The sequence below is a fragment of the Klebsiella sp. D5A genome, assembly GCF_001620885.1.
In the GTDB taxonomy this organism is placed as follows: Bacteria; Pseudomonadota; Gammaproteobacteria; order Enterobacterales; family Enterobacteriaceae; genus Klebsiella; species Klebsiella variicola.
Genome location: NZ_LOAR01000006.1, coordinates 63102 through 82170 on the forward strand (window position 1 = coordinate 63102; position 19069 = coordinate 82170).

Genomic DNA, 19069 nt, shown 5'->3' on the forward strand with positions numbered 1-19069 from the left:
TGATTATGATTCGCCAAGCTTATCGCCACTCTCCGGCAATAAATAATTCAAAAGCCAATAATCACCTACCTGTTTCGGTAGGGTATTACGCCAACGTGCAGAAAAATAAATTAGTAAAGGAATTAAAATGCCAGTTTCTGTGATGGGGTTAACAAATATAAATAAAGGGATAATTAAATTATTACCACAAATTGTGACGCTCATCATATTAATAACCGCTATCCCCCAGCTGGCGAAATTAACCTGGCGCGTGGTATTCCCTGTGAGTCCTGAGGATATTTCCGCCCTGCCATTAACCGCTTCTCCAATGGCGGAGTCGGAATTAAAAACCGAACGGCCTGTATTTACCCTGTTTGGTCTGGCGGCAAAAAACAACCCCGCGCCAACGGATGCAACCCACCTCAATCAGGTGCCGGTTTCCAGCCTGAAACTACGCCTTACGGGTCTGCTCGCCAGCAGTAACCCGGCACGATCCATCGCCATTATAGAAAAAGGAAATCAGCAGGTTAGCCTTAGCGCCGGCGATACTATCCCGGGGTATGATGCGCGGATCGTCGCCATTCTTCCCGACCGGATCATCGTTAACTATCAGGGACGCAAAGAGGCTATTTTGTTATTTAACGATACCCGCGCGCCGTCGTCATCGCCCGCTACAGCGGCCACTCCGCCTCTTGTGAAGCAACTCCGCGAACAGCCGCAAAATATCCTCACTTATTTATCTATTTCGCCGGTGCTCAGTGGCGACAAACTGCAGGGCTATCGCCTTAATCCAGGCAAAGACGCCTCGCTATTTCGTCAGTCCGGCCTGCAGGAAAATGATTTAGCCATTGCCCTAAATGGCATTGATTTACGCGATCAGGCGCAAGCACAGCAGGCGCTGCAACACCTGAATGAACAGACCGAAATAACGCTGACCGTTGAGCGAGAAGGTCAACGACACGATATCGCTTTCGCGCTGGGGGATGAATAATTGCCAACCATAAAACGACTGCGGAAAATGCTGACTGTGCTGCTGATATTAACGCCGCTGCTATTTCGTCCGGCCATCGCAGAAGAATTTTCCGCCAGCTTTAAAGGCACCGATATCCAGGAATTTATCAATACCGTCAGCAAAAACCTGAATAAAACGGTGATTATCGATCCCAGCGTGCGCGGCACCATTACCGTACGCAGTTACGATATGCTCAATGAAGAGCAATATTATCAATTCTTCCTTAGCGTGCTGGATGTGTATGGCTTCGCCGTGATCAATATGAATAACGGCGTACTGAAGGTGGTGCGGGCTAAAGATGCGAAAACCTCGGCCGTCCCGGTCGCCAGCGAGGCAGCACCGGGCGAAGGCGATGAAGTGGTCACCCGGGTGGTGCCCCTGACCAACGTCGCCGCCCGCGATCTCGCCCCGCTGCTTCGCCAGCTGAACGATAACGCCGGCGCCGGCAGCGTGGTCCATTATGAGCCCTCCAACGTATTGCTGATGACCGGCCGCGCAGCGGTCATCAAACGCCTGCTGACCATTGTCGAGCGCGTCGACAACGCCGGGGATCGCAGCGTGGTGACCGTTCCCCTCTCCTGGGCCTCCGCCGCGGAGGTGGTCAAACTGGTTACCGAGCTCAATAAAGACAGCAGCAAGTCGGCACTGCCGGGCTCGATGGTGGCGAACGTGGTGGCCGATGAGCGCACCAACGCGGTACTGGTCAGCGGCGAGCCGAACTCGCGCCAGCGCATTATCGCCATGATCAAACAGCTCGACCGCCAGCAGGCGGTGCAGGGCAACACCAAAGTGATCTACCTGAAGTACGCCAAAGCCGCCGATCTGGTGGAGGTCCTCACCGGGATCAGCAGCTCACTGCAGAACGATAAGCAAAGCGCCAAACCGGTGGCCGCGATCGACAAAAATATCATTATCAAAGCCCACGGCCAGACCAACGCCCTGATCGTCACCGCGGCGCCGGACGTGATGAACGATCTTGAGCGAGTGATCGCCCAGCTCGATATCCGCCGCCCGCAGGTGCTGGTGGAGGCGATTATCGCCGAAGTGCAGGATGCCGACGGCCTCAACCTCGGTATCCAGTGGGCCAATAAAAATGCCGGCATGACCCAGTTCACCAACAGCGGGCTGCCGATCTCCACGGTTATCGCTGGCGCCAACCAATACAACAAAGACGGTACCGTCAGCAGCTCGCTGGCCAGCGCTCTGGGCTCGTTTAACGGTATCGCCGCCGGCTTCTATCAGGGGAACTGGGCGATGCTGCTCACCGCCCTCTCCAGCAGTACCAAGAACGATATTCTGGCCACCCCCAGCATCGTCACCCTCGACAACATGCAAGCCACCTTTAACGTCGGCCAGGAAGTTCCGGTATTAACCGGCTCGCAAACCACTTCCGGCGACAACATCTTTAATACCGTCGAGCGCAAAACCGTCGGCATTAAGCTGAAGGTGAAACCGCAGATTAACGAAGGCGATGCCGTGCTGCTGGAGATTGAGCAGGAGGTATCAAGCGTCGCCGACTCGGCCTCCAGCACCAGTAGCGATCTCGGCGCGACCTTCAATACCCGGACGGTGAATAACGCCGTGCTGGTCGGCAGCGGTGAAACGGTGGTGGTTGGCGGGCTGCTGGATAAAAGCGTCACCGATACCGCCGACAAAGTGCCGCTGCTCGGCGACATCCCGGTGATCGGCGCCCTGTTCCGCTCCGAGAGCAAGAAAGTGTCGAAACGCAACCTGATGCTGTTTATCCGTCCGACCATCATTCGCGATCGTGATGAGTACCGTCAGGCCTCTTCCGGCCAGTACACCGCATTCGACAATGCGCAAACCAAACAGCGGGGCAAAGACAGCAGCGAAGCGACACTCAGTAATGACCTGCTGCACATCTATCCAAAGCAGGAGACCCAGGCCTTCCGCCAGGTCAGCGCCGCCATTGACGCCTTTAACCTCGGAGGCCGCCCATGACGCCAGCCGCCGAACGCCGTCCGCTGCTGCCCTTTGCCTGGGCCCGCGCGCATCATCTTGTGCTGCTCAGCGACGGCGAACGCTGCGAAGCGCTGTGCCGCTCCGATACCGCCGCCCGGGCGCTGCTGGAAGCGCGTCGCCTGGCGGACGGACCGATGAGCGTCAGCCGTCTGGCTCCGGACGCGTTCGAGAAAGTGCTGGTGCTCAGCTATCAGCGCGACTCGGCGGAAGCGCACCGCATGATGGCCGATATCGGCAATGAGCTCGACCTCTATACCCTCGCCGAAGAGCTACCGGACACCGACGATCTGCTCGACAGCGAGGACGACGCGCCGATCATACGCCTGATCAACGCCATGCTCACCGAGGCCATCAAAGAGAAAGCCTCGGATATTCATATCGAAACCTATGAGCGCCATCTGCAGATCCGCTTTCGCGTCGACGGCGTGCTGCGCGAAATTCTGCGCCCGCAGCGGCGGCTGGCCGCGCTGTTAATTTCGCGTATCAAGGTGATGGCCAGCCTGGATATTGCTGAAAAACGGATCCCTCAGGATGGGCGGATGGCGCTGCGCATCGGCGGGCGGGCGATCGACGTGCGCGTCTCCACCCTCCCCTCCAGCCACGGCGAACGCGTCGTCCTGCGCCTGCTGGACAAAAACAGCGTCAACCTGGATCTGCTGACGTTGGGCATGCCCCCCGCTCTGCTCGATCGGGTCGACGCGCTGATCGCCCGGCCACACGGCATTATTCTGGTCACCGGGCCGACCGGGTCAGGGAAAAGCACCACCCTGTATGCCGCCCTCAGCCGCCTCGACGCCCACGAACGCAATATCATGACCATTGAAGATCCGGTGGAGTATGAGCTGGAGGGCATCGGCCAGACTCAGGTCAACGCCAAAGTCGATATGACTTTCGCCCGCGGCCTGCGCGCCATACTGCGCCAGGATCCGGATGTGGTACTGGTGGGGGAAATCCGCGATGGCGAAACCGCCCAGATCGCCGTCCAGGCCTCGCTGACCGGACACCTGGTGCTGTCGACCCTGCACACCAACAGCGCGCTGGGCGCCATTTCCCGTCTGCAGGATATGGGCGTGGAGCCTTTTTTACTCTCCACGTCGCTGCTGGCGGTGATGTCGCAGCGGCTGGTGCGCCAACTGTGCCCGCACTGTCGTCAGCCCACGCAGGCGGATGCCGACACCGCCCGGCAGATGGCGGTCCCGGTCGGCGCGCGGCTGTGGCAGCCCAAAGGCTGTCCGGAGTGTAATTTCATCGGCTATCGCGGACGCACCGGTATTCATGAACTGCTGCTGGTTGACGACCGCGTCCGCGCCGCCATCCACCGCGGCGAGAATGAGATCACCCTGATCCAGCAGCTGGGGCCAGCCTGGCAAACCCTGCGCCATGCCGGACGCGACAAAGCGCTGGCGGGGATCACCAGCTGGGAAGAGGTGATGCGGGTCACCGAACAGCAAACGACGGAAAGCGTCTGAGATGGCCCTGTTTCGCTATCAGGCACTGGACCCGCAGGGCAAAACCCGCCGCGGCGTTCAGCAGGCCGACTCCGCCCGCCACGCCCGCCAGCTGCTGCGGGACAACGGCTGGCTGGCGCTGGAAGTGACCGCCGCCGACCCGGCGCGCCGGCTGTGGCGCGGCGGATCCCTCACCCGGCGCACCAGCGCCGGTGATTTAGCCCTGCTCACCCGTCAGCTGGCCACCCTGGTTGCCGCCGGGATCCCGCTGGAAAAGGCGCTCGATGCCGTCGCCCAGCAGTGCGAAAAGGCGCCGCTAAGAACGTTAATGGCCGGGGTGCGCAGCAAAGTACTCGAAGGCCATTCGCTGGCGGAGGCGATGCGCGGCTATCCCGCCTGCTTCGATGGACTGTTCTGCGCCATGGTGGCGGCTGGCGAAACCTCCGGCCATCTCGACGGCGTGCTGAACCGACTGGCGGACTATACCGAGCAGCGCCAGCAGCTTCGCGCCCGCCTGCTGCAGGCGATGATCTATCCCATCGTGCTGACGCTGGTCGCCATCAGCGTGATCGCCATTCTGCTCTCCACTGTGGTCCCAAAAGTCGTTGAGCAGTTTGTTCATCTGAAACAGGCCCTGCCGTTCTCCACCCGGCTGCTGATGAGCCTGAGCGATATCGTGCGCAGCGCGGGGCCCTGGCTGGTGCTGCTGTCGCTACTGGCGCTGCTGACGCTGCGTTATCTGCTGCGCCAGCCCGCCCGGCGGCTCGCCTGGGACCGGATGCTGCTGCGCCTGCCGGTCATCGGCCGCGTGGCCCGCAGCGTGAACAGCGCACGCTACGCCCGCACCTTAAGCATTCTCAATGCCAGCGCGGTGCCGCTGCTGCTGTCGATGCGCATCAGCGCCGACGTCCTCAGCAACGCCTGGGCGCGCAGCCAGCTGGCGGCGGCCAGCGAATCGGTACGCGAAGGCGTCAGTCTGCATCGGGCGCTGGAATCCACCGCCCTGTTCCCGCCGATGATGCGCTACATGATCGCCAGCGGCGAGCAGAGCGGCGAGTTGACCGCGATGCTGGAGCGCGCGGCGGAGAACCAGGACCGGGAGCTGAGCGCGCAGATCCAGATGGCCCTCAGTCTGTTTGAACCCCTGCTGGTGGTCACCATGGCCGGCATGGTGCTGTTTATCGTGCTGGCCATCCTGCAGCCGATCCTGCAACTGAACACCCTTATGAGTATGTAACTGTATTAATGGAGAAAACTATGCAACGGCAACGCGGTTTCACGTTACTGGAAATTATGGTGGTGATCGTCATTCTCGGCATTCTCGCCAGCCTGGTGGTGCCCAACCTGATGGGCAACAAGGAGAAAGCGGACCGCCAGAAAGTCGTCAGCGATCTGGTGGCGCTCGAGGGGGCGCTGGATATGTATAAACTGGACAACAGCCGCTACCCCAACACCGAGCAGGGACTGCAGGCGCTGGTGACCGCCCCGGCCGCCGAGCCGCACGCCCGCAACTACCCGGAAGGCGGCTATATCCGCCGCCTGCCGCAGGACCCGTGGGGAAATGAGTATCAGCTGTTAAGCCCGGGTCAGCATGGTGCCATCGACGTCTTCAGCGTCGGCCCGGACGGGATGCCCGACACCAATGACGACATCGGCAACTGGACCCTCGGGAAGAAATAGTGTCTCAGCGCGGTTTCACGCTCCTTGAGATGATGCTGGTCCTGCTGCTGATTGGCGTCAGCGCCAGCATGGTGCTGCTGGCGTTTCCCTCCGCCCGCACCCAGGAGGCTACGCAGATCCTGGCGCGCTTTCAGGCGCAGCTGGATTTTGTCCGCGAGCGCGGGCAGCAAACCGGTCAGCTCTTCGGGATCGTCATCCACCCTGACCGCTGGCAGTTTATGCGCCTGCAGCCTGCCGACGAAGACGCTCCGGCGGCGGCTGATGACCGCTGGGGCAACGCGCAGTGGCTGCCACTGCAGGCCGGACGCGTCACCACGGCGGAAACCCTCCCCCGGACCAGGCTGACGCTGCGCTTTCCCGACGGCCAGGCGTGGACGCCAGGCGAGCAGCCCGACGTGCTGATCTTCCCAGGCGGCGAAGTCACACCGTTTCAGCTGCGGATTGACGCCGCGACGGGCATCACCATCGACGCCCAGGGTGACAGCCAGCCGCTGGCGGCGCGGGAGCAGCCATGAAACGCCAGGCCGGGATGACGCTTATCGAAGTGATGGTCGCGCTGGTGATTTTCGCCCTCGCCGGTCTGGCGGTGATGCAGTCCACCCTGCAGCAGACGCGCCAGCTTGGGCGTATGGAAGAGAAAATCCTCGCCAGCTGGCTGGCGGATAATCAGCTGGTGCAGCTGCGGCTGGAGAAACGCTGGCCCGCCCTCAGCTGGTCCGAAACCACCGTGGAAGCCGCCGGAACGCGCTGGTTTGTCCGCTGGCAGGGAGTGGAAACCGCGCTGCCGCAGCTGCGGGCGCTGGACGTGGAGGTCCGGCGGCAAAAAAGCGATCCCGCGCCGCTGGCGACCCTGCGCACCTGGGTGACGCCGCCATGATAACGAAAATGCGCGGTTTCACCCTGATTGAAACGCTGCTGGCGCTGGCTATCCTCGCCGTCCTTAGCGCCGCCGCCGTGATGGTGCTGCAGAACGTCATCCGCGCCGATGGCCTGACCCGCGAGAAGAGCCAGCAGATCGCCGCCCTCCAGCGCGCCTTTCGCCAGATCGCCGACGATGTCACGCACATCATTCCCCGTCGCGCCAGAAACAGCGACACGCTTTTCTTCGCCGGACGTTTCCAGTTGCAGAGCGACGACTGGGGGCTGGCCTTCAGCCGCAGCGGCTGGCCGAACCCACTGGGGATCCTCCCACGTTCGGAGATCCAGAACGTCAGCTACCGTCTGCGCCAGCAACAGCTTGAGCGACTGAGCTTCGATCAGCAGGATCCGCTGACCGGCAGCCAGCCGACGGTTCGGGTGGTATTGCGCGAGGTGACGGCGTTTCGTCTGCGCTTCTACGCCGACGGACGCTGGCAGGAGACCTGGGATCGCTCGCAGACGCTGCCGCAGGGGCTGGAGATCACCCTGACGCTGGCGAACAGCGGGGAGATCACCCGCCTGTTTTTACTCACCCCGGGAGGCAGCCAGTGAAAAATCGGCAACGCGGCGTCGCGCTCCTGATGGTGCTGTTCATCCTCGCCCTGATGATGATCCTCGCCAGCGCCATGACCGAACGCACCGCGGTCATGTATCAGCATACCGCCGTGACCCTCGATAATCTGCAGGCCAGATGGTACGCCCTGGCGGCGGAAAACATGGCCGCCGCGCTCCTGCAACGCGACGCGCTGGACTCACCCAGTCAAACGAACCTGGCGCAAAGCTGGGCGCAGGAGGGGCGCCGCTTTACCCTCGACGATGGCGAAATCCTCGCCACGATCCGCGACGGGCACGCCTGCTTTAACCTCAATGCCATCAACCATCGCGCGGATGAAACCAGCGGCGGAACGCCCTACCCGACCGACGTCTTCGTCCGGCTGTTGGCGCTGCTCGGCGAATCGCCGCTGCGCGCCAGCCAGATCGCCGCCGCCCTTGGCGACTGGACGGACAGCGACGGCCAGCCGCGGCTGAACGGAGCAGAGGATGAGGTCTATATGGCGCAAACCCCGGGCTATCTCGCCGCCAACCAGCCGATGCAGGATGTCAGCGAGCTGCGCCTGCTGGCGGGTATGGACGCCGCCCTCTATCAGCGCCTGCTCCCCTTCGTCTGCGCCCAGCCGGATGACGCGCTGCAGGTCAATGTCAACACCCTGCGGCCCTCCCAGGCCCCCCTGCTGGTGGCCCTCTTTCCCGGCGAGCTGACGCTGCAGGAGGCGCAACAACTGCTGCACAACCGCCCGCGAACCGGGTGGAGCAGCGTCGCTGCGTTTCTCGCGCAGCCGACGCTGCAGAAAACCGATACCACGCTTGCCCGCCCCTGGCTGACGGTGCACAGCACGCGCTTTATCGCCGCCTTTACCGTGGCGACCGGCAATCTTCGCTTTCAGCTGCACAGCGTCCTGCAACAGGAGGGGCGCACGTTTACCGTCGTCCAGCGGCGATATGGACTTTCTATGGTGGTCGATGAATAAGTTTAACGCTTCTCCCCAGGCCATGCTGATCGTGCGCTTCGCCCCCGGGCTGGCGCCGCTGCACTGGCAACTCTTCGCCCCCGGCGAGCCACACCACGAGGCCAGCGGCCGGTGGCCGGCTGACGACGCCAGCCCTTTCCCGGCGCTGGCGGCGCACTACCCCGCCTGGGTGCTGATCCCGGCCAGCGACTGCGCGTTTCACTCGCTCACCCTGCCGGCGGGCTTGCGTAAACCGCCGCTGCAGGTCGCCCCATTCCTGCTCGAAGAGCAGCTGGCCGACGATGTCGAAGCCACCCATTTTGCCCTGCTCCACCGCCAGCAGGCGCAGTGCGAGATCGTCGCCGTACAGCGGCAAAAAATGCGCGACTGGCTGGCCCGCTGCGAGTCGCTCTCCCTTCGGCCCCTGGCGTTGACGCCCGACGTGCTGGCCCTGCCCTTGCATCCGCCAGCGTGGAGCGCGGTGCAGGTGGACGAGCAGTGGCTGTTCCGCCACCAGCCGTGGGGCGGCATGGCGGCGGAAAACGTCTGGCTGACGGAGCTGCTGCAGAGCGAGGCGGAAGAACCAGTCATCGACAGCTATTCACCGCCGCCCGCGGCGCCGGGCGTCTGGCGGGCGCAACCTGCGCAGACATTGCTGACCCTTGCCGCACGCTATCCGGCAACGCAGCAGCTCAGTCTGCTGCAGGGGGAGTTTGCCGTCCGTCGGCGGCGGCCTGCACAGGCGACCTGGCGTTCGGCGCAATATGCCGCACTGGCTCTGGCGTTACTGGTGGGGACAAACAGCGTGCTGGACCATCTCGATCTGGCGCGTCAGGCCGAGGCGGCGCAGCAGGCCAGCCGGGCTTTCTATCACCGCTGGTTTCCGACGGAGAAAAAGGTGATTAATCCGCGACTGCAGATGCAGCAACACCTGCAAACCCTCACCCGTCAGGCGCAGCATGCCCCCCTCGTCGATCGCCTCAACGCGCTGCAAAACATCCTCAGCGACACGCCGGGGATCCGCCTGCGGACGCTGAGCTGGGATGCCGCGGGCAACCGTCTGCAGTTGGATATCGCCGCGGTCTCTTCCCGGGCGCTGGAGCAGTTCACCCAGCGGGCGCAGCCGCGGTTTCGCGTCCGGCCAGGCGACATGACCACGAAACCGGATGGCATTGAGGGACAACTGACGCTGGAGGAAAACAATGGCTAATCTGCTTATCTGGTGGCGGCAGCGCACGCCGTCCGAACAGCGCCTGCTGCTCGGACTCGCGGGGCTGCTGGTGGTATGCGCCCTCTGGTACGGATTGTGGCAGCCCTGGCGAGCCCGTGAGGCGCAGTGGCGACAAACCCTGATGAAAGAGCAGGCCAGCCTGCGCTGGATGACGCAGCAGAGCCCGCGCCTGCAGCAGCTCAGCCAGCAGCCCACGCCGACGGCAAAAGAGGCGCTCACCGCCCTGGTGATGCGCGAGGCGGCGAGCCACGGGCTGGCCGTCGCCCGCCTGCAGCCGCAGGGAAAACGTCTGCAGGTCACCCTCCAGCCCTGCACCTTCCAGGCGCTGATGGCGTGGCTCGACGCCCCGGCGATGCGTGGCGTCAACGCGGTCTCCCTGTCCGTGACCGGGCAGCCGTCGCGGCCCGGCTGGGTTATGGTCAACCATCTGCTGCTGGAGCGCGACGATGAAAGCTAAAGGGATCGCGGGCGGACTGCTGCTGGTCCTCTATCTGCTGTGGCTGGCTGCTACCGCCCCGGCGCGCCTGCTGGTCCCGATGCTGCCGCCCGGCGTACAGGTGGGCAGCCTCAGCGGCAGCGTCTGGCGCGGCGCGGCGCAACCGGTCTACTGGCATGGCGAACGGCTTGAACGACTGGCGTGGTCGCTGACCCTGGCTGGCTGGCAGGTCTCTCTCAGCGATCCCCGCGGTGTGGAGGGTCAGGCCCGGCTGTGGGGCCTGCGCGATCTGCGCCTGCAGGAGGGGCGGCTCACCGCCCCCGCCAGCCTGCTCAGCCGCTGGCTGATGTCGACCATGCCCGTCAGCGCCGAGGGAGAGGTCACTTTCAGCCTGGCCGAAGCGCACTTCAGCGAGGGGCGCTGCCGACAAATCACCGCCGGAGGCGCGCAGTGGCGTCAGGCCCGACTGCACTCCCCGGTCGGCAGCCTGGAGCTGGCCCAGGTTAATGGCACCTTCCGCTGTACGGCGGACGGCGCCGTGGCGCTGACCCTCCGCCAGGATTCTCATCAGCTGAGCCTCAGCGGCCAGGGGACCCTGTCGCCCGATGGCCGCTATCTGTTTCGCGGTACGCTACAGCCCCGGCAGGGAATGCCGCCGCTGTTGGCGCTGCTGGTGACGCGCCCCGCCTCTAAAAACGAGCCGGGTCGCACACCGTGGCAGATTCAGGGAAAATGGTTACCCCAGGAGCAAAAATGACGATATTAACGGCATTATCGCTGCACTTTCCCCTTGTCTGGTATGGCTTCCTGCTGCTGTTCGGCCTGGCGCTGGGCAGCTTTTACAACGTGGTGATCTATCGTCTGCCGCGCATGTTGACCCAGACCGCGGACGACGAGCGGATAACCCTCAGCACCCCGGGCTCCTCCTGCCCGCAGTGCCGCCAGCCGATCGCCTGGCGGGACAATATCCCGCTGCTCAGTTTCCTCTGGCTGGGCCGTCGCGCCCGCTGCTGTCAGGCGCCCATCGCGTGGAGCTATCCGCTGACCGAGCTGGCCACCGGCCTGCTGTTTATCCTCGCCGGGGCGCTGCTCGCGCCGGGCCTGCCGCTGGCGGGCGGCCTGCTGCTGCTCTCGTTCCTGCTGATGCTGGCGCGGATTGACGCCCGGACCCAGCTGTTGCCCGACCGTCTGACGCTGCCCCTGCTGTGGGCCGGGCTGCTGTTCAATCTTAACGAGGTGTACATTGCCCTGCCGGACGCGGTCGCCGGGGCGATGGCCGGTTATCTGGCGCTGTGGTCGGTCTACTGGCTGTTCCGCCTGCTGACCGGGAAAGAGGCGCTGGGCTATGGCGATTTTAAGCTGCTGGCGGCGCTGGGCGCCTGGTGCGGCTGGCAGGTTCTGCCGCAGGTGCTGTTGCTCGCCTCGGCCTGCGGGCTGGTGTGGACCCTGCTGCAGCGCCTGTGGACCCGGCAGTCGCTGCAGCAGCCGCTGGCCTTCGGCCCCTGGCTGGCGCTGGCCGGAGGGGGCATTTTTCTCTGGCAGCAGATGGTCTAGCGGTTACTGCCCGCCTGGCCGGGCAGGATACCGCCCGGCCAGCCGACTACGAATATTTTTTGCTGCGCCGGGTCGGGGCGGTGTTGGCCGGATCGTCCGGCCAGACGTGTTTCGGGTAGCGTCCCTTCATCTCTTTTTGCACCTCGCGGTAGCTTCCCTGCCAGAAGGCGCTCAGATCGCGGGTGATCTGCAGCGGACGCTGGGCGGGCGACAGCAGCTCCAGCACCAGCGGCACCCGCCCCTCGGCGATAACCGGCGTCGTGGCCTCGCCGAACATCTCCTGCATACGTACCGCCAGCGCTGGCGGGTTCTCCGCATGGTAACGGATCGCCAGACGGCTGCCGGTCGGCACGGTATAGTGCGTCGGCAGCTCGCGATCCAGCTTCTGGCGCAGCGGCCACGGCAGCCAGTCCTGTAGCGCCTGACGCAGATCCAGTGCCTTCAGCGCCCGCAGCGAGTGAACGCCGTTCATCTGCGGCAGCAGCCATGCCTCCAGCGAGGCCAACAGCGAAGCGTCATCCACCGCGGGCCACGCCTCTTCCGGCAACCACTGCGCCGCACACTGCAGCCGCAGTCGCAGCTGCTCAGCCTCTGGCGTCCAGTTGAGCACACCGAGGCCTTTCTCACGAATACCGTTGAGCATCGCCTGATGCAGCTCCGCCTCAGAGGGCTTCGCCAGCGGCTGGGTCTTGATCACCAACTGGCCTATCACCGTCCGCCGCCAGGCTTTCAGCGTCCCCTGCGCTTCATCCCACTCCACCGTGTCGGAACGCTGCGCCAGCTCGGGACGGGCGGCGATCAGCTCGCCGATATCCACTGGCAGAGCCAACAGCATGCGGGCATCCGGCGAGGCGCTGCCCTGCAGCAGCAGCGGAGCGATCAGCCACTCATGGCGGCCCAGCGCGTCGTCGGCGTCCAGCATCGCGCCCATGCCGTTCGCCAGCTGGTAGCGCCCCTCCTGACCGCGGCGGCGGGCGATGCGATCGGCGAAGGCCGACGCCAGCAACCCCGCCATTCCTCCGGCATCGGGCTGGCCGCCGCGGCGGGCCAGACGCTTCATCAGCTGCTGCGCCCGCTGCTGCCAGTTGGCCTGCTGACGGGAAAAGACGGCGCCCAAATCCACCAGCCCGCCGCGCGGAGGCTCCTCAAGGATCGCCGCCAGCCTGGCCGCCGTCGCCGCCTCGTCATCGGTCTGCGCGGCGGCCAGCATCGCCGCCAGCCGGGGCTCGTTGCCGAGGGTCGCCATTTTGCGGCCAAACGCCGACAGCCGCTCGCCGTCCAGCGCCGAGAGCGCCTCCAGCAGGCGGCGCGCGGCGGCCAGGTTCACCGCGGGCGGCTGATCCAGCCAGGCCAGCGCGGCCGGATCGTGGCAGCCCCACTGCAGCAGCTCCAGCAGTAGCGCCGACAGATCGCTGTGCAGGATCTCCGGCTCGCTCTGCGCCGCCGCCCGTTCCGCCTGTTCTTTGCCGAGCAAATGCAGGCAGATCCCCGGAGAGAGACGACCGGCGCGTCCGGCACGCTGCGTCATCGATGCCTGGCTGATGCGCTGCGTCACCAGCCGGGTCAGGCCGGTGCGCGGGTCAAAGCGGGCGACCCGCTCCTGGGCGCTGTCGACCACCAGGCGGATCCCCTCGATGGTCAGACTGGTCTCGGCGATATTGGTGGCCAGCACCACTTTGCGCTTCCCGGCCGGCGCCGGGAGGATCGCTTTGCGCTGCTCGCTTAGGGGCAGCGCGCCGTACAGCGGGCAGAGGATGACATCCTCCGCCACGCGCTCCGTCAGCTGTTCCTGAACGCGCTGGATCTCACCGACGCCGGGCAGAAACAGCAGCATCGATCCCTGCTCATGTCGCAACAGCTCCGCTGCCGCCACCGCCACCGCCTCATCAAAGCGCTGGTGCGTGGGAAGCGGGTTGAAACGGCGCTCCACCGGATAAGCGCGTCCCTCCGAGACCACCACTGGCGCCTCAGGCAGCAGACGCTGCAGGCGATCGTTATCGAGGGTCGCCGACATGATCAGCAGCTTGAGATCGTCACGCAATCCCTGCTGGACGTCGAGCAGCAAGGCCAGCGCCAGATCCGCCTGCAGGCTACGCTCGTGAAACTCATCGAGGATCACCAGCCCCACACCCGCCAGCTCCGGATCGCGCTGGATCATGCGCGTCAGGATCCCCTCCGTAACCACCTCCAGGCGGGTCTGCGGCCCGACGCAGGTTTCGGCGCGCATGCGGTAACCCACGGTCTCCCCCGGCTTTTCGCCAAGCAGTTCAGCCAGCCGCTGCGCGACATTACGCGCCGCCAGGCGCCTCGGCTCCAGCAGGATAATGCGTCCCGCGATGTTGCCCTCGGCGAGGATCTGCAGCGGCAGCCAGGTCGATTTCCCGGCGCCGGTCGGCGCGTTGAGCAAAACCTGCGGCGCGTGCTGCAGGGCGGATAACAGTTCTGGGAGGACGGCGGCAACCGGCAATGAGGACACAAAAGGCTCCGGGGGTTAACATTCAGGGGCTCGCATTGTAGCATCCCCCTAATTCATTACCGAGTCTCTATCATGTCTGAGCCGAAAAGGCTGTTTTTTGCGCTTGAACTGCCGTCTGCCGTCCAGAAACAGATCGTCCAGTGGCGGGCAAGCCACTTCCCCGAGGATGCCGGCAGGCCCGTCGCGGCGGATAACCTCCATCTGACGCTGGCGTTTCTCGGCGAGGTGAGCGCGGAAAAACAGCGGGCGCTGGCCGCCCTCGCCGGCCGCCTCCGCCAGCCGGGCTTTACCCTGACGCTGGACGATGCCGGACAGTGGCTGCGCTCGCGAGTGGTCTGGCTCGGGACCCGTCAGCCGCCGCGCGGCCTGCTGCAGCTCGCCAGTATGCTGCGCGCTCAGGCGGCGCGCAGCGGCTGCTATCAGAGCCCGCAGCCGTTTCATCCGCATATTACCCTGTGGCGCGATGCCCGCCAGGCGGTGCCGATCCCGGCTCCCGGCTTTCACTGGTCGTTTCCAGTGAACGAGTTCGTGCTCTATGAGTCCAGCTTCGGCCGGGGGCGCACGCGCTACACGGCGCTGGAACGTTATCCGTTTCATAAGGAAAGTTGATGCAGTTTGATCCGCCGTTACAGCCCGCTATTTTGCTTAAACGTTACAAACGATTTCTTGCTGACGTGGTTACCCCCGATGGCCGTGAGCTGACGCTTCACTGCCCCAATACCGGCGCAATGACCGGTTGCGCCGCCCCGGGCGACACCGTCTGGTATTCCACTTCTGACAATGCGAAGCGCAAATATGCCCACACCTGGGAATTAACTGAAACGCAACAGGGCGCGGTTATTTGCGTCAATACGCTGCGCGCGAATTCGCTGGCAAAAGAGGCGATTTCCGCCGGAATAATCCCTGAGCTTTCCGGCTATAACCAGCTGAAAAGCGAAGTGAAATATGGCGAAGAGAATAGCCGTATCGATATTATGTTACAGGCAGATGACCGACAAAACTGCTATATTGAAGTGAAATCGGTTACGTTGGCGGAGAAAGAATACGGTTATTTTCCCGATGCGGTGACCACGCGCGGCCAGAAGCACCTGCGGGAGCTGATGGCCGTCGCGGCAAATGGCGACCGTGCGGTGATTTTATTTGCCGTTTTGCATTCGGCAATTGACCGTTTCTCTCCCGCGCATCATATTGATGCCAGATACGCACAGCTGTTAACAGAAGCCCGCGACAAGGGGGTGGAAATTCTCGCCTGGAAGGCGGAACTTTCTACGACGAAGATGACTCTGAATAAGCCGATTGCCGTGGTGTTAAACCCCGGGAAATAAGTGGCTAAATAGTGTTCGGGTCGCAAGCGCGAATACGCTTTTCTTCACAGGGTTGTCAAGTGTAACGTTTAGATAATTGCTATCCGGAAAAGCATCTGCTATTTATAGCGGCCTGATTTTCCCCCACATGGGGATCGATAGTGCGTGTTAAGGAGAAGCAACATGCAAGAAGGGCAAAACCGTAAAACATCGTCCCTGAGTATTCTCGCCATCGCTGGGGTGGAGCCGTACCAAGAGAAACCGGGCGAAGAGTATATGAACGAAGCCCAGCTGGCGCACTTCAAGCGTATTCTTGAAGCATGGCGTAATCAACTCAGGGATGAAGTGGATCGCACCGTAACGCACATGCAGGATGAAGCTGCTAACTTCCCGGATCCGGTAGACCGTGCCGCCCAGGAAGAAGAGTTCAGCCTGGAACTGCGTAACCGCGACCGCGAACGTAAACTGATCAAAAAGATCGAGAAAACGCTGAAAAAAGTTGAAGATGAAGACTTCGGCTACTGCGAATCCTGCGGCGTGGAGATCGGCATTCGCCGTCTGGAAGCGCGTCCGACTGCGGATCTGTGCATTGACTGCAAAACCCTGGCGGAAATTCGCGAAAAACAGATGGCGGGCTAATCCCCTGCTGCCTCACTCTCTGGCGGGAGTCTCTCCCGCCTGGTTCTGTTGTCCGTAACATGACTGACTCACGCTATATTGGGCGCTTTGCTCCCTCCCCCTCCGGTGAACTCCACTTCGGCTCTTTGATTGCCGCGCTCGGCAGCTACCTGCAAGCCCGCGCGAACCAGGGTATCTGGCGCGTTCGTATTGAAGATATCGACCCGCCGCGCGAAGTCCCCGGGGCCGCCGACACCATTCTGCGCCAGCTTGACCACTACGGTCTGCACTGGGACGGCGAGGTGCTCTGGCAGTCGCAACGACATGAAGCTTACCGCGAGGCGCTGGCCTGGCTGGGTGAACAAGGGCTGAGCTATTACTGCACCTGCACCCGCGCGCGGATCCATGCCGTAGGCGGGATCTACGATGGTCACTGCCGCGACCTCGGGCTGGGGGCGGAAAACGCCGCGCTGCGCCTGCGCCAGACCCGTCCGGTGCTGCAGTTCACCGATCGCCTGCGCGGCACGCTGGTCGCCAACGAGCCGCTGGCGCGCGAGGATTTTATTATCCACCGTCGCGACGGCCTGTTTGCCTACAATCTGGCGGTGGTGGTTGATGACCACTTTCAGGGGATCACCGAGATCGTCCGCGGCGCTGACCTGATTGAGCCGACGGTCCGGCAGATTTCACTGTATCAGCATTTTGGCTGGCAGGCGCCGGACTACCTCCATCTGCCGCTGGCCCTCAATGCTGACGGGAATAAACTCTCTAAACAAAACCACGCACCGGCGCTGCCGGAAGGCGATCCGCGCCCCGAAATTGTCCGGGCGCTCCGGTTTCTTAATCAGGACATCGCCCAGGACTGGCAAGCCCTGAGCATGGACGATTTACTCAGTCAGGCCGTCGCCAACTGGCAGCCCGCAAAAATCGAGCATTCTCAAATGGCTCCCGCTGAGCTATGATTAGCCGCTATTTTTATACTGTACAGTTGATCTGAAGTCCGTCTGACACTACGAGGTGCACCATTTTTACCCGAGTCGCTAATTTTTGCCGTAAGGTGCTAAGCCGTGAGGAGCGCGAGGCAGAAGCCGCCGTCGAACCCATGCCTATGACGGTGATCCCGCGTGAGCAGCATGCTATTTCCCGCAAAGATATCAGTGAAAACGCCCTCAAGGTCATGTACCGCCTCAACAAGGCAGGCTACGAATCCTGGCTGGTCGGCGGCGGTGTCCGCGACCTGCTGCTTGGCAAAAAGCCGAAAGATTTTGACGTCACCACCAACGCCACACCGGATCAGGTGCGCAAGCTGTTCCGCAACTGCCGTCTGGTCGGGCGACGTTTCCGCCTGGCGCACGTCATGTTCGGGCCGGAAATCATTGAAGTGGCCACCTTCCGCGGCCACCACGAAGGGCACACCACCGATCGCGTGACCTCCCAGCAGGGCCAGAATGGCATGCTGCTGCGGGATAACATCTTCGGCTCGATCGAAGAGGATGCCCAGCGTCGCGACTTCACCATCAATAGCCTTTATTACAGCGTGGCTGACTTTACCGTTCGCGACTACGTCGGCGGCATGAAGGATCTGCAGGACGGCGTGATCCGCCTGATCGGCAATCCGGAAACCCGCTATCGCGAAGATCCGGTACGCATGCTGCGCGCGGTGCGCTTTGCCGCCAAGCTGGATATGCGTATCAGCCCGGAAACGGCTGAACCGCTGCCGCGCCTGGCCACCCTGCTCCACGACGTGCCGCCGGCACGCCTGTTTGAAGAGGTGCTTAAGCTGCTGCAGGCCGGGTATGGCTACCAGACCTACATGCTGCTGCGCGAATACAACCTGTTCCAGCCGCTGTTCCCGACCATCACCCGCTACTTTACCGAACGCGGCGACAGCCCGATGGAACGGATCATCAGCCAGGTGCTGAAGAACACCGATAACCGCATTCATAACGACATGCGCGTCAATCCGGCCTTCCTCTTCGCGGTGATGTTCTGGTATCCGCTGCTGGAGACGGCGCAAAAAATCGCCCAGGAGAGCGGCCTGGCATACTACGATGCCTTCGCTCTGGCGATGAACGATGTCCTGGACGAAGCCTGCCGTACGCTGGCGATCCCTAAACGCATCACTACCCTTATTCGTGATATCTGGCAGCTGCAGCTGCGCATGTCCCGTCGCCAGGGCAAACGCGCCTGGAAACTGATGGAGCATCCGAAATTCCGTGCCGCCTACGATCTGCTGGAGCTGCGCGCCGGGGCGGAAAACAACAGCGAACTGCAGCGTCTGACCAAATGGTGGGGCGAATTCCAGGTCGCCGCGCCGCCGGAACAAAAAGACATGCTCAACGACCTCGGGGACGATCCGGCGCCACGCCGTCGCCACCGTCGTCCGCGCAAACGCGCGCCGCGTCAGGGTAACGCATGACCCTGGTCTATATCGCGCTTGGCAGTAACCTTGCTTCTCCGCTGGAGCAGGTGCAGGCAGCCATCCGCGCGCTGGGCGATATTCCGCACAGCCGCGTGGTGAACGTCTCTTCGTTCTACCGCACGCCGCCGCTGGGCCCGCAGGATCAGCCGGACTATCTCAACGCCGCCGTCGCGCTGGAAACCACCCTGGCGCCCGATGCGCTGCTCGATCACACTCAGCGCATCGAGCTGCAGCAGGGTCGGGTGCGCAAAGCTGAACGCTGGGGACCGCGCACGCTCGACCTCGACATCATGCTGTTTGGCGATGAGGTCATCAATAGCCCGCGCCTGACCGTTCCGCACTATGATATGAAAAACCGCGGCTTTATGCTCTGGCCGCTGTTCGAGATCGCTCCGGATCTCCATTTTCCTGACGGCCCTGCGCTGCGCGCCGTGCTGGATGATCTGGGCGCGGAAAAACCCGCGAGCTGGTAATCCCCTCTCCTTTTTTAGCATTTGCGG

Annotated in this window: 21 protein-coding genes; 20 read left to right on the forward strand and 1 reads right to left on the reverse strand. The window is 63.0% G+C overall.

The window, feature by feature from the left end; all coding sequences use genetic code 11:
• Positions 1-5 precede the first annotated feature (5 nt).
• Genes AS136_RS28470 through AS136_RS10000 form a run of 14 tightly spaced genes read left to right on the forward strand, consistent with a single transcriptional unit; the run spans position 6 to position 11749 of the window.
• Positions 6-143, forward strand: a complete 138-nt coding sequence (locus AS136_RS28470) for a hypothetical protein (protein ID WP_162542770.1) — start codon at positions 6-8, stop codon at positions 141-143.
• Positions 128-970: a type II secretion system protein GspC gene (gspC, locus tag AS136_RS09940; RefSeq protein WP_016160314.1), complete on the forward strand. Its 843-nt coding sequence runs from the start codon at positions 128-130 to the stop codon at positions 968-970. Before AS136_RS28470 ends, gspC begins: the two co-directional genes overlap by 16 nt.
• A gap of 9 nt (positions 971-979) precedes the next feature.
• On the forward strand, positions 980-2953 hold the full coding sequence (gene pulD, locus AS136_RS09945) for a GspD family T2SS secretin variant PulD (protein ID WP_162493344.1): 1974 nt from the start codon (positions 980-982) through the stop codon (positions 2951-2953).
• Entirely contained in the window at positions 2950-4443 is a 1494-nt protein-coding gene (gene gspE, locus AS136_RS09950) for a type II secretion system ATPase GspE (RefSeq protein WP_023322081.1), read from the forward strand. The genes pulD and gspE overlap by 4 nt, the downstream gene beginning before the upstream one ends.
• Before the next feature lies 1 nt (position 4444).
• Positions 4445-5659, forward strand: coding sequence for a type II secretion system inner membrane protein GspF (gene gspF, locus AS136_RS09955; RefSeq protein ID WP_023322080.1), 1215 nt, complete (start codon positions 4445-4447; stop codon positions 5657-5659).
• A gap of 20 nt (positions 5660-5679) precedes the next feature.
• Positions 5680-6102, forward strand: a complete 423-nt coding sequence (gene gspG / locus AS136_RS09960) for a type II secretion system major pseudopilin GspG (protein WP_002889054.1) — start codon at positions 5680-5682, stop codon at positions 6100-6102.
• Positions 6102-6617 (forward strand): type II secretion system minor pseudopilin GspH, encoded by a 516-nt coding sequence (gspH, locus tag AS136_RS09965; protein WP_008807378.1) that lies wholly within the window; start codon positions 6102-6104, stop codon positions 6615-6617. Before gspG ends, gspH begins: the two co-directional genes overlap by 1 nt.
• On the forward strand, positions 6614-6979 hold the full coding sequence (gene gspI / locus AS136_RS09970; protein WP_004894160.1) for a type II secretion system minor pseudopilin GspI: 366 nt from the start codon (positions 6614-6616) through the stop codon (positions 6977-6979). Before gspH ends, gspI begins: the two co-directional genes overlap by 4 nt.
• Positions 6976-7572 carry a type II secretion system minor pseudopilin GspJ gene (gene gspJ / locus AS136_RS09975; RefSeq protein ID WP_008807379.1) on the forward strand — a complete coding sequence of 199 codons (597 nt, stop codon included), beginning with the start codon at positions 6976-6978 and terminating at the stop codon, positions 7570-7572. The genes gspI and gspJ overlap by 4 nt, the downstream gene beginning before the upstream one ends.
• On the forward strand, positions 7569-8549 hold the full coding sequence (gene gspK / locus AS136_RS09980; protein ID WP_023322079.1) for a type II secretion system minor pseudopilin GspK: 981 nt from the start codon (positions 7569-7571) through the stop codon (positions 8547-8549). The genes gspJ and gspK overlap by 4 nt, the downstream gene beginning before the upstream one ends.
• Entirely contained in the window at positions 8542-9738 is a 1197-nt protein-coding gene (gene gspL, locus AS136_RS09985; protein ID WP_032738815.1) for a type II secretion system protein GspL, read from the forward strand. Before gspK ends, gspL begins: the two co-directional genes overlap by 8 nt.
• Positions 9731-10216, forward strand: coding sequence for a type II secretion system protein M (locus AS136_RS09990; protein ID WP_012968921.1), 486 nt, complete (start codon positions 9731-9733; stop codon positions 10214-10216). The genes gspL and AS136_RS09990 overlap by 8 nt, the downstream gene beginning before the upstream one ends.
• Positions 10206-10952 carry a type II secretion system protein N gene (locus AS136_RS09995; RefSeq protein WP_048267462.1) on the forward strand — a complete coding sequence of 249 codons (747 nt, stop codon included), beginning with the start codon at positions 10206-10208 and terminating at the stop codon, positions 10950-10952. The genes AS136_RS09990 and AS136_RS09995 overlap by 11 nt, the downstream gene beginning before the upstream one ends.
• The gene (locus AS136_RS10000; RefSeq protein WP_023322076.1) at positions 10949-11749 is read left to right on the forward strand and encodes a prepilin peptidase; all 801 of its coding nucleotides are present in this window, start codon (positions 10949-10951) and stop codon (positions 11747-11749) included. Before AS136_RS09995 ends, AS136_RS10000 begins: the two co-directional genes overlap by 4 nt.
• A 46-nt stretch (positions 11750-11795) precedes the next feature.
• Here the strand turns inward: AS136_RS10000 and hrpB are convergent, their stop codons facing one another.
• Positions 11796-14225 carry an ATP-dependent helicase HrpB gene (gene hrpB / locus AS136_RS10005; RefSeq protein WP_023322075.1) on the reverse strand — a complete coding sequence of 810 codons (2430 nt, stop codon included), beginning with the start codon at positions 14223-14225 and terminating at the stop codon, positions 11796-11798.
• Between the two features lie 72 nt (positions 14226-14297).
• Between hrpB and thpR the strand changes: the two genes are divergently transcribed.
• The 6 genes from thpR (at position 14298) to folK (ending at position 19042) form a co-directional block, all read left to right on the forward strand.
• Positions 14298-14834 (forward strand): RNA 2',3'-cyclic phosphodiesterase, encoded by a 537-nt coding sequence (thpR, locus tag AS136_RS10010; protein WP_008807387.1) that lies wholly within the window; start codon positions 14298-14300, stop codon positions 14832-14834.
• Positions 14834-15550, forward strand: coding sequence for a DNA/RNA nuclease SfsA (gene sfsA, locus AS136_RS10015; RefSeq protein ID WP_008807388.1), 717 nt, complete (start codon positions 14834-14836; stop codon positions 15548-15550). Before thpR ends, sfsA begins: the two co-directional genes overlap by 1 nt.
• 162 nt (positions 15551-15712) lie before the next feature.
• Positions 15713-16168, forward strand: coding sequence for an RNA polymerase-binding protein DksA (gene dksA, locus AS136_RS10020; protein WP_007749299.1), 456 nt, complete (start codon positions 15713-15715; stop codon positions 16166-16168).
• A gap of 59 nt (positions 16169-16227) precedes the next feature.
• Positions 16228-17109, forward strand: a complete 882-nt coding sequence (gene gluQRS, locus AS136_RS10025) for a tRNA glutamyl-Q(34) synthetase GluQRS (RefSeq protein WP_023322074.1) — start codon at positions 16228-16230, stop codon at positions 17107-17109.
• A gap of 62 nt (positions 17110-17171) precedes the next feature.
• On the forward strand, positions 17172-18566 hold the full coding sequence (pcnB, locus tag AS136_RS10030; RefSeq protein ID WP_071582539.1) for a polynucleotide adenylyltransferase PcnB: 1395 nt from the start codon (positions 17172-17174) through the stop codon (positions 18564-18566).
• Positions 18563-19042, forward strand: coding sequence for a 2-amino-4-hydroxy-6-hydroxymethyldihydropteridine diphosphokinase (folK, locus tag AS136_RS10035; RefSeq protein WP_012542831.1), 480 nt, complete (start codon positions 18563-18565; stop codon positions 19040-19042). Before pcnB ends, folK begins: the two co-directional genes overlap by 4 nt.
• Positions 19043-19069: the final 27 nt, after the last annotated feature.

What these genes read in the sequence shown, in the direction of transcription:
- AS136_RS28470 (WP_162542770.1), top strand. Translation starts at nt 6, where the DNA reads ATGATTCGCCAAGCTTATCGCCACTCTCCGGCAATAAATAATTCAAAA.
- gspC (WP_016160314.1), top strand. Translation starts at nt 128, where the DNA reads ATGCCAGTTTCTGTGATGGGGTTAACAAATATAAATAAAGGGATAATT.
- gspE (WP_023322081.1), top strand. Translation starts at nt 2,950, where the DNA reads ATGACGCCAGCCGCCGAACGCCGTCCGCTGCTGCCCTTTGCCTGGGCC.
- gspF (WP_023322080.1), top strand. Translation starts at nt 4,445, where the DNA reads ATGGCCCTGTTTCGCTATCAGGCACTGGACCCGCAGGGCAAAACCCGC.
- gspG (WP_002889054.1), top strand. Translation starts at nt 5,680, where the DNA reads ATGCAACGGCAACGCGGTTTCACGTTACTGGAAATTATGGTGGTGATC.
- gspI (WP_004894160.1), top strand. Translation starts at nt 6,614, where the DNA reads ATGAAACGCCAGGCCGGGATGACGCTTATCGAAGTGATGGTCGCGCTG.
- gspJ (WP_008807379.1), top strand. Translation starts at nt 6,976, where the DNA reads ATGATAACGAAAATGCGCGGTTTCACCCTGATTGAAACGCTGCTGGCG.
- gspL (WP_032738815.1), top strand. Translation starts at nt 8,542, where the DNA reads ATGAATAAGTTTAACGCTTCTCCCCAGGCCATGCTGATCGTGCGCTTC.
- AS136_RS09990 (WP_012968921.1), top strand. Translation starts at nt 9,731, where the DNA reads ATGGCTAATCTGCTTATCTGGTGGCGGCAGCGCACGCCGTCCGAACAG.
- AS136_RS09995 (WP_048267462.1), top strand. Translation starts at nt 10,206, where the DNA reads ATGAAAGCTAAAGGGATCGCGGGCGGACTGCTGCTGGTCCTCTATCTG.
- AS136_RS10000 (WP_023322076.1), top strand. Translation starts at nt 10,949, where the DNA reads ATGACGATATTAACGGCATTATCGCTGCACTTTCCCCTTGTCTGGTAT.
- thpR (WP_008807387.1), top strand. Translation starts at nt 14,298, where the DNA reads ATGTCTGAGCCGAAAAGGCTGTTTTTTGCGCTTGAACTGCCGTCTGCC.
- sfsA (WP_008807388.1), top strand. Translation starts at nt 14,834, where the DNA reads ATGCAGTTTGATCCGCCGTTACAGCCCGCTATTTTGCTTAAACGTTAC.
- dksA (WP_007749299.1), top strand. Translation starts at nt 15,713, where the DNA reads ATGCAAGAAGGGCAAAACCGTAAAACATCGTCCCTGAGTATTCTCGCC.
- gluQRS (WP_023322074.1), top strand. Translation starts at nt 16,228, where the DNA reads ATGACTGACTCACGCTATATTGGGCGCTTTGCTCCCTCCCCCTCCGGT.
- folK (WP_012542831.1), top strand. Translation starts at nt 18,563, where the DNA reads ATGACCCTGGTCTATATCGCGCTTGGCAGTAACCTTGCTTCTCCGCTG.